Here is an 8,586-nt window from a genome sequence, read left to right as displayed (position 1 = left end):
GGCATCGCTCAAAGCTGCAGCCTTGATCACCGTACTGCTGGTCGGTGGGCAGCGCGTGATGCGCTGGTGGCTAACGATCGTGGCGCGGCGCAAGAGCGAAGAGCTGTTTGTGCTGAACCTGTTGCTGATCACACTGGGACTGGCCTGGCTGACCGAGCTGGCGGGCCTGAGCCTGGCGCTGGGGGCCTTTATTGCGGGCATGCTGATTTCCGAAACCGAATACAAGCACCAGGTGGAAACCGATATCCGCCCGTTCCACGATGTGCTGCTGGGCCTGTTTTTCATCACCATCGGCATGCTGCTGGACTGGCGGCTGGTGCTGGAGCACTGGCCACTGGTACTGCTGCTGATGAGCCTGCCGGTGCTGTTCAAACTGACGATGGTCACGGTGCTAGCCCGGCTGCTAGGCGGCACCATGGGCGTGTCGCTGCGCACTGGGCTGTACCTGGCACAGGCGGGCGAATTTGGCTTTGTGCTGCTAACGCTGGCGCAGGAAAACCGATTGGTCCCGGCATCTTTGCTGAACCCGATTCTGGCCAGTATGGTGCTGTCGATGCTGGCCACGCCTTTCATCATCATGTACAGCAACAAGATCGTGATGCAACTGGTCAGCAGCGAATGGCTGCAGCAGTCGCTGCAAATGACCCACATCGCCCGCAAATCCATCAATGCCAACAAGCACGTGATCATCTGCGGCTACGGACGTTGCGGGCAAAATCTCGCCCGCATGCTGGAGCGCGAAGGCATTCCCTACATGGCGTTGGACCTGGACCCCGACCGCGTGCGCCAGGCCGCCGCTGCGGGCGATTCTGTGGTGTTTGGCGATGCGGCCCGGCTGCAGGCACTGATGGCGGCAGGCTTGGCGCGGGCAAGTGCCGTGGTCATCACCTACCTGGACGTAGCGGGCGCGCTCAAGGTCTTGGTCCACACCCGCGCCCACGCACCCCAGGTGCCGGTGATCGTGCGTACTCAGGACGACCACGATCTGGAAAAACTGCGCCAGGCCGGGGCCACCGAAGTCGTACCCGAGGCGATTGAAGGCTCATTGATGCTAGCCAGCCACGCACTGGCCTTGGTGGGCGTACCGATGCGCCGGGTGATACGCGTGGTGCAGGACCAGCGCGACGCGCGCTACAACCTGCTGCGCGGCTATTTCCACGGCGCCGACGACAACGGCGTGGACGAGCTGCACCACGAACGCCTGACCACCCTGACTCTGACGATTGCCGCCAAATGCCTGGGCAAGCCTTTAGGCCGACTGGCCTTGCACGCGGTGGGGGTACGGGTCATCAGTTTGCGGCGCAAAAATGGCAAAACCGAGGAACCTGATGACAACGTCTTGCTGCAGGATGGCGACACCCTGGTGCTGTCAGGCGAGGCCGCAACCCTGGCCTTGGCCGAGGACAAGTTTTTAAAAGGCTGACGCGCGTAGGCCAAGGCACAATAGCCACCCCTCTCCTTTGGTGACATTCCCATGACAAGCTTCAGCGTCAACGCGTACCTCAAGGCCCACATGCGTACGGTGCCCGACTGGCCCGCGCCCGGGGTACAGTTTCGGGACATCACCCCCTTGCTACAAAACCCGCGCGTCTTCCGCGTGATGATCGATGCCTTTGTGCACCGCTACATGGATCCGGCCCTGCGTCCCGACGTGGTGGCAGGCCTGGATGCCCGCGGCTTCATTTTGGGTGCGGTAGTGGCCTATGAGCTGAACATCGGCTTTGTGCCGATCCGCAAAAAAGGCAAGCTGCCGTTCACCACGGTAGAAGAAACCTACGAGCTCGAATACGGCAGTGCCACAGTGGAGCTGCACACCGATGCCGTCAAACCTGGGGACCGGGTGCTGCTGATCGATGACCTGATTGCCACCGGTGGCACCATGATGGCCGGAAAAAAGCTGCTCGAAAAGCTCGGTGCCACGGTAGTCGAAGGTGCGGCAATTGTCGATCTGCCCGAGCTGGGGGGCTCCCACAAACTGCGTGAAAGCGGTTTGTCGCTGTTTACGCTAGTGGATTTTTCCGGGCACTGAGGGCAGGCGTGAGGCGGCTTCCAAAGCCTTCTGGAAGGCCGCCACCTCGTCATCTTGCAAAGGCTCATACCGGCCTACACCACCCGCCAGGGTGACACGGTCCGACGGGCCGGACTCTGGGCCCGACAGCGTGGCCGGCATGCTGGGCGGCGCGGCCACCAATTCGGCGTTGTTGCGCCAATACACCGCTGTAATTACCAGGCCATGCTGCGTTTGCGCTGCCTGGACTACCTGTGTCTCGATGCGTGACCGCCATCCGGCATCTCCGCCCCAGGGATTCGCCACATCTACCATGACCAAAAACTGCTGTCCCTGGTCGTCCAGCGCTAGCACTTTGAATTTAAAACTGGCCGTTTGCACACCTGCCTGCACCAGCGAGGTTCGCATAATTGCGTACAAGCGCTCTCGGCGGTCGATTCGGGCATCCCGCAACTTGACAGCATCCGGGGTAGAGGCAGGCGCTGCCTCCGCCTGGGGTTTACGCGAAAACCAGTTTAAAAAAGACATGTTTTTGCCTTCCTTGGGGGCTGCCTATTCATGTCACCGCGACACGGTATCGGCTGTGCATCAACCGCTTGGCGACCACCGCGCCAGCACCCATGGCCACCACCAGGGCCAACTCGGGTTTACGGTGGGTCATTTCGGAAAACCGCATGGGCGACAGGCTCCACAAAACACAGGTACTGCCCGCCTGCACGGTGGCGCTGCGCGGGGTTCCGGTAAAAAAGCTGCCTTCTCCGACCACACTGCCTGCGCCCACAATCGCCAACCGGATACGGCTTTCGGCATCTTCAAAATGCACGCTCAGGCTGCCGCTGGCAACAAAATAAAGCGTACGGTCCATTGCCCCCTGCTTGAACAGAATATCCCCCTGCACCACCGTCAGCGGCTGCAGATAGTGCGCCAGAGCCTCCCACTGGGCGGGAAGCAGATTCAGGTTCAAGCCGTCCTGGGCTTTGTTCAGCAGCAAGGCATCCATAAGGCCTTGGAGATTGGGCGCTGCGGTAATCATGGCTACAGTTTATGGCATTCATTTGCCAATGCAAAAGCTGGAGAAAATCACCCCTAACAAATCGTCCGCACTGAACGCGCCCGTGATTTCGTTCAGGGCATTTTGGGCCAGCCGCAGCTCTTCGGCCAGTAGGTCCAGCAACTGCGCCTGCGCTGCCAAATGCGCAACGGCAGCATCTACATGCGCTTCTACGCGCTGCAAGGCCTGCACGTGGCGTGCTCGGGCGATAAACACCCCTTCAGGCGAGGCCTGCCAACCGGCCACATCCAGCAGTTTGCGGCGCAGGCTGTCGAGCCCGGCGCCGGTCTTGGCGGAAAGGGCCAGCATGCCAACGGCGGCTTGGTGAGAATCCAGCTTGTTCCACACATCGATCACCGGCACACGGGGCGGTAGCTTCTGGGCCAGTTCGGCCGCGATAGCCGCATCGGCCGACTGGTAGTCGGCCAGTTCTGCGCGGGTCAGGTCATGCAAAAACAGCACGGCATCGGCAGCTTCAATCTCTGCCCAGGCGCGCTCAATGCCGATGGCCTCGATCGCATCGTCACTGCTGCGCAAACCGGCGGTGTCGATCACGTGGATGGGCACACCTTCGATCTGGATGGTTTGGGCCACCTTGTCGCGCGTGGTGCCCGCGATGGGGGTGACAATCGCCAGCTCGGCCCCGGCCAGGGCGTTCAGCAAAGACGACTTGCCTGCGTTCGGCTGGCCGGCAATCACCACCTTGATGCCCTCACGCAGCAAAGCGCCCTGCCGGGTGCGCTGCATCACAGCGAATAGTTTTTGCTGTAGTTTTGATAGCTGCCCGTGCGCGTCTGCTTTGCGCAGGAAGTCGATTTCTTCCTCAGGAAAGTCCAGTGTGGCTTCGACCAGCATGCGCAGATGCACCAGGCCGTCGCGCAAGGCGTGGATCTCGCGCGAGAACTCACCGGACAGCGAGCGGGCCGCACTGCGGGCCGCGGCCTCGGTGCTGGCATCGATCAGATCGGCAATGGCTTCGGCCTGGGCCAGGTCGATTTTGTCGTTCAAGAACGCGCGTTGGGTAAATTCACCCGGCTCGGCCAACCGCACCCCCATAGCCGCTCCCGCCTCCAGGCAGCGCGCCAACAGCAGCTGTAACACCACGGGCCCGCCGTGGGCCTGCAACTCCAACACGTCTTCGCCGGTGTACGAATGCGGGGCCGGGAAATGCAGTGCCAAGCCGTGGTCGATGGCTGCACCCGCCGCATCCCGAAATGGCAGATACGTGGCTTCGCGGGCTTTAAGCGTACGGCCACACAGAGCCTCAATGACCGGGCCAATCTGCTTGCCGCTGACCCGCACGATGCCGACCGCACCCCGGCCGGGGGCGGTGGCGATGGCAGCGATGGGATCGTTGTTGCGGCTGTGCATGGAAATAAACCTTCAAGAAAAAAGCCGCCCAACCCGGAGGTTCAGCGGCTTTGGTGTACCACCGGGGCGGTGTTATTTGAACGAGGGCAGGTGGAACTTGGGTGGAACGCCCATGCGGGTGTTGATGATCCACTGCTGTGCAATCGACAAGGAATTGTTGGTAATCCAGTACATCACCAATCCGGCCGGGAAGAAAAAGAACATCACCGAAAACGCCAGGGGCATGAACCACATCATTTTGGCCTGCAGGGGATCCGGCGGAGCGGGGTTCAACGAGGTTTGCAGCATGGTGGTCATGGCCATCAGCACCGGCAAGATGAAGAACGGATCTGGCGACGACAAGTCATGGATCCACAGCGCCCAAGGCGCATTGCGCATTTCCACGCTGGACAACAGCACCCAATACAGGGCCATGAAGACTGGAATCTGGATCATGATGGGGAAGCAGCCGCCCATTGGATTGATTTTTTCTTCGCGGTAAATCTTCATCATGGCCTGCTGCATTTCGGCAGGCTTGTCTTTCAGGCGCTCACGCATTTCGGTAATGCGGGGGTTGATGGCCTTCATCTTGGCCATGCTGGAATAGGCCTTGGCATTGAGCCAGTAAAAGGCGATTTTCAGCAACAGCACCAAGGCCACAATCGACCAGCCCCAGTTCATGAGCACGCTGTGGATCTTGTCGAGCAGCCAGTACAGCGGCTCGGCCAGAATCTTGACCCAGCCATAGTCCTTCACCAGCTCCAGGCCGGGGGTCAACGATTCCAGCAACTTTTCAAGTTGCGGACCCACGAACATGCGTGCATCCACAGACTTGCTGGTACCGGGGGCAATGTCGTTCATCGGTGTGATCATGCCCACCGCGTACAGGTTGGTATCAACCTTGCGCATGAACAGGTCACGCTGGATGCCGTCGCCCAGCAGCCAGGCACTGGCAAAGTAATGCTGCACCATGGCCACATAGCCGGTGGTGGAGGTCTTTTCGATATCAACCTTGTTTTCTTCGATCTTCTTGAAGTCGACCTTTTGGTACTTCATGGCGTCGGTGTACACCGCTGGGCCAGTAAAGGTAGAGTAGAAAGAGGACTCGCCGGGTGGCTTGTTGCCGTCGCGCACCAGTTGCAGATATAGCTGGGGCGACACGGCCACCGTGCCGACGTTTTGCACTTCATGCTTCACATGGATCACATAGGAACCACGGTCTAACGTGTAAGTCTTAACCAGCTTGATGCCGCCGACCACAGGCGATTCAAAGCGGACCACCAAGTCCTTAGCACCCTCTGCCAACGTACGCTCGCCGGGCACCAGGGTCATCACCGTTTTGTGGCTGGGCAAAGCCGCACCGGCTACCGAGCCGACACCGGCGATCAAACCGGTCTGGGCTTCGTAAAAACGCTCTTTGCTGTTGTCCAGCAAAACAAAGTTTTTGGACTTGTCGGCCATATCGACCTGGCCCAACAACTCGGAGCGCACCAGGGAGCCACCTTCGGTATCGAAGGTCAGCTTCAGCAAGTCGGTGGTGACCACCACCTGCTCCTTGGCGGCTGCGGGCGCAGCGGGATCTACGGGTACCTGGGCCACACCAACGGCCGGCGTAGCGGCCACGGGCGCGGGCACCGAGGCGGCACCTGCCGCAGGCTTGGCCATAGCCGCTTGCTCGACGGGTGACGGGAAGAAGGTTGCTTTATGGCCGTTAAAAACTTGCCATTTATCCCACAGCAACACCATAGAAAAACCAAAAATCACCCACAGGATGGTTCGGCGAATATCGTTCATGAAGACTTCTTATGTGAAGAGGAGGAAAGCAAGGGAGAAAAAAGCCGGGGACGCTCGTGCGGAGGCGGGTCGAGCCCACCGTCACACCAGGGGTGGCAGCGCGCCAGCCGCCGTAGCGTCAAATAAGAACCTGCTGCCGCACCATGCCGCTCTAAAACCACCAATGCGTACACCGAGCAAGTGGGCTCAAAACGGCAGGCCGAACCCAGCCAGGGGCTGAGCAGCAACCGGTAGCCACGCACCACGCCCATCAGCAGGGACTGCATCATGCCGCAGACCCCGCTTTGGTAACCGCCATGCCAAACAATTGCTCCAGCTCAGTCCTGACCGCCAGCTTGAGCAGTTCGGAAGTGGCACTCAGAAACACCTTGCGGTCAAACACGCCTCGCAGACGCACCACATGGGCCGCCTGTGGAAAGCGCGGCTCAAAAGCCTGAACCACCTGGTAAATCTGGCGTTTGATGGCGTTGCGGGTGACCGCGCGCTTGGCCCAGCGCTTGGGTGCCATGGCACCCACCCACACGTCCTGAACGCCAAACAGAGCCTGCGGTCGCGTGGACTCGGGCTCTGTAGGAAGAGGTGTGGACTTAGCAGTGGTTTTGGGCGGCACGGGGAGCACATCCAAAGCAGCACGGTGCAGCGCAAAGTGCGGTGTCCGGGCCACGGTTTTACCCGCTAAAACGGCCTGAAACTGCGCCCGCGTTTTGAGTCGCTGCACGGCAGGTTTCAGACCGAAGTCAGTGCGCCAGCTTAGACAGCCAGACGCTTGCGGCCCTTGGCGCGGCGTGCGTTGATGACAGCACGGCCGCCACGGGTTTTCATGCGGACCATGAAACCATGGGTACGGGCACGCTTGATTTTCGACGGTTGGTAAGTGCGTTTCATGATGACATCCTAGAAGAGTTCGGATTGGCGGCACCGGTGGGTGCGTTGCCAAAAAATGGGGGGCGGTTGAATGCCCTTTTGATGGACCCTGAAGCTGGGAGCTTGGCGTTACCTTCACGTGAATTTCACGGCAACACAAAACCCGGTACACCCATCTGTTCGATACCCCAAAGCGCAAAGCCCGGAAACTGTCTAGATGAATTTAGTCAGGGAAACCCGGCATTATGGCAAATTTTTCTGTGCGTGGCAAGATAGCGCTCAGCAAAGGCCCTGGCAAGACACCGCGCAGGCCATTCCCGGAAAATTGTGGATAAGGGCGGGACAAACTACAATGGTCGGTTCGCCGATCCCTCATTTATCCACAGAAGTAGACACCCCCACAATGACAGAGGGAACCCCCACCAACACCGGCGCAGGCCACAGCCTATGGCAAGCCTGCGCAGAACAGTTGGCCCAAGAACTGCCCGAGCAGCAGTTCAACACCTGGATCAAGCCCTTGGTGGCGCAGGTCAACGACGACTTCTCCAAAGTCACCTTATTTGTCGCCAACCGCTTCAAGCTGGACTGGATCCGTGCACAGTACGTGGGCCGTATCGCTGCCCTGCTGGAAAAACTGTACGGGCAATCCATTCCGCTTGAGTTAGTCCTTACTCCGCGCGAAGCCCAGGCACGCACTCACCCTACAGCGCTGACACCCCAGGGCGTGGGCGCGATTCCAGAGCCCGCCACGGCGGTCGAAGATCCAGCCCAGGCCCAATTCAAGAACCGCCTGAACACCGCGCTGACCTTTGACACGCTGGTCGAAGGTACGGCCAACCGCATGGCCCGCGCCGCCGCGATGCACGTGTCTGGCACGCCAGGCCAGCTTTACAACCCGCTGTTTATCTACGGCGGCGTCGGTCTGGGCAAGACCCATTTGATGCACGCCGTGGGCAACCGTTTGCTGGCCGACCGGCCCGATGCCAAAGTTCTCTACATCCATGCAGAACAATTTGTATCGGATGTGGTTAAGGCTTACCAACGCAAGACTTTTGACGAATTCAAAGAGCGTTACCACTCGCTGGATCTGTTGCTGATTGACGACGTGCAGTTCTTCGCCAACAAGGACCGCACGCAAGAAGAGTTCTTCAACGCCTTTGAAGCGCTGCTGACCAAGAAGTCGCACATCGTGATGACCAGCGACACCTACCCCAAGGGCCTGGCCGACATCCACGAGCGGCTGGTGTCGCGCTTCGACTCCGGCCTGACGGTGGCCATCGAGCCGCCCGAGCTGGAGATGCGGGTGGCGATTCTGATCAACAAATCGCGCGCCGAAGGCACTGAAATGCCAGAGGAAGTGGCATTTTTCGTGGCTAAAAACGTGCGTTCCAACGTGCGCGAGCTCGAAGGCGCGCTGCGCAAATGCCTGGCCTATTCGCGCTTCAATCAGAAGGAAATCTCGATCCAGCTCGCGCGCGAGGCCCTGCGCGACCTGTTGTCGATCCAGAACCGGCAGATC

10 protein-coding genes are annotated in these 8,586 nt (G+C 59.9%); 3 read left to right on the top strand and 7 right to left on the bottom strand.

Annotated elements, in window-relative coordinates:
• Both ABI213_RS11150 and ABI213_RS11145 read left to right on the top strand, forming a co-directional pair.
• The coding region (locus ABI213_RS11150) for a cation:proton antiporter (RefSeq protein ID WP_348027079.1) at positions 1-1,423 on the top strand (1,423 nt) is incomplete at its 5' end.
• Between the two features lie 51 nt (positions 1,424-1,474).
• On the top strand, positions 1,475-2,029 hold the full coding sequence (locus ABI213_RS11145; RefSeq protein ID WP_348008517.1) for an adenine phosphoribosyltransferase: 555 nt from the start codon (positions 1,475-1,477) through the stop codon (positions 2,027-2,029).
• On the opposite strand, the gene ABI213_RS11140 is transcribed toward ABI213_RS11145, so the two are convergent.
• The 7 genes from ABI213_RS11140 to rpmH form a co-directional block, all read right to left on the bottom strand.
• Positions 2,006-2,536 (bottom strand): hypothetical protein, encoded by a 531-nt coding sequence (locus ABI213_RS11140; protein WP_348027077.1) that lies wholly within the window; start codon positions 2,534-2,536, stop codon positions 2,006-2,008. The two genes, ABI213_RS11145 and ABI213_RS11140, sit on opposite strands and share 24 nt — an antisense overlap.
• Positions 2,537-2,564: 28 nt before the next feature.
• Positions 2,565-3,041 (bottom strand): cyclic nucleotide-binding domain-containing protein, encoded by a 477-nt coding sequence (locus tag ABI213_RS11135; RefSeq protein WP_348027075.1) that lies wholly within the window; start codon positions 3,039-3,041, stop codon positions 2,565-2,567.
• Positions 3,042-3,059: 18 nt separating this feature from the next.
• On the bottom strand, positions 3,060-4,430 hold the full coding sequence (gene mnmE, locus ABI213_RS11130; RefSeq protein WP_348008514.1) for a tRNA uridine-5-carboxymethylaminomethyl(34) synthesis GTPase MnmE: 1,371 nt from the start codon (positions 4,428-4,430) through the stop codon (positions 3,060-3,062).
• A gap of 72 nt (positions 4,431-4,502) precedes the next feature.
• On the bottom strand, positions 4,503-6,203 hold the full coding sequence (yidC, locus tag ABI213_RS11125; protein WP_348008513.1) for a membrane protein insertase YidC: 1,701 nt from the start codon (positions 6,201-6,203) through the stop codon (positions 4,503-4,505).
• Positions 6,200-6,472, bottom strand: a complete 273-nt coding sequence (yidD, locus tag ABI213_RS11120) for a membrane protein insertion efficiency factor YidD (RefSeq protein ID WP_348008512.1) — start codon at positions 6,470-6,472, stop codon at positions 6,200-6,202. Before yidD ends, yidC begins: the two co-directional genes overlap by 4 nt.
• A complete protein-coding gene (locus ABI213_RS11115; RefSeq protein WP_348008511.1) occupies positions 6,469-6,921 on the bottom strand; it encodes a ribonuclease P protein component in 453 nt (150 codons plus the stop codon). The genes yidD and ABI213_RS11115 overlap by 4 nt, the downstream gene beginning before the upstream one ends.
• Positions 6,922-6,953: 32 nt before the next feature.
• Complete coding sequence (gene rpmH, locus ABI213_RS11110; RefSeq protein ID WP_092757190.1) at positions 6,954-7,088, bottom strand: 50S ribosomal protein L34; 135 nt, start codon at positions 7,086-7,088, stop codon at positions 6,954-6,956.
• Between the two features lie 382 nt (positions 7,089-7,470).
• On the opposite strand from rpmH, the gene dnaA reads away from it, so the two are divergent.
• Positions 7,471-8,586, top strand: a 1,116-nt coding sequence (gene dnaA / locus ABI213_RS11105) for a chromosomal replication initiator protein DnaA (RefSeq protein ID WP_348027073.1), incomplete at its 3' end; no start/stop codon positions are given.

The sequence above is a fragment of the Rhodoferax sp. genome (assembly GCF_039922535.1).
GTDB lineage: Bacteria > Pseudomonadota > Gammaproteobacteria > Burkholderiales > Burkholderiaceae_C > Rhodoferax_B.
This window is presented reverse-complemented; position numbering and strand designations above follow the sequence as displayed.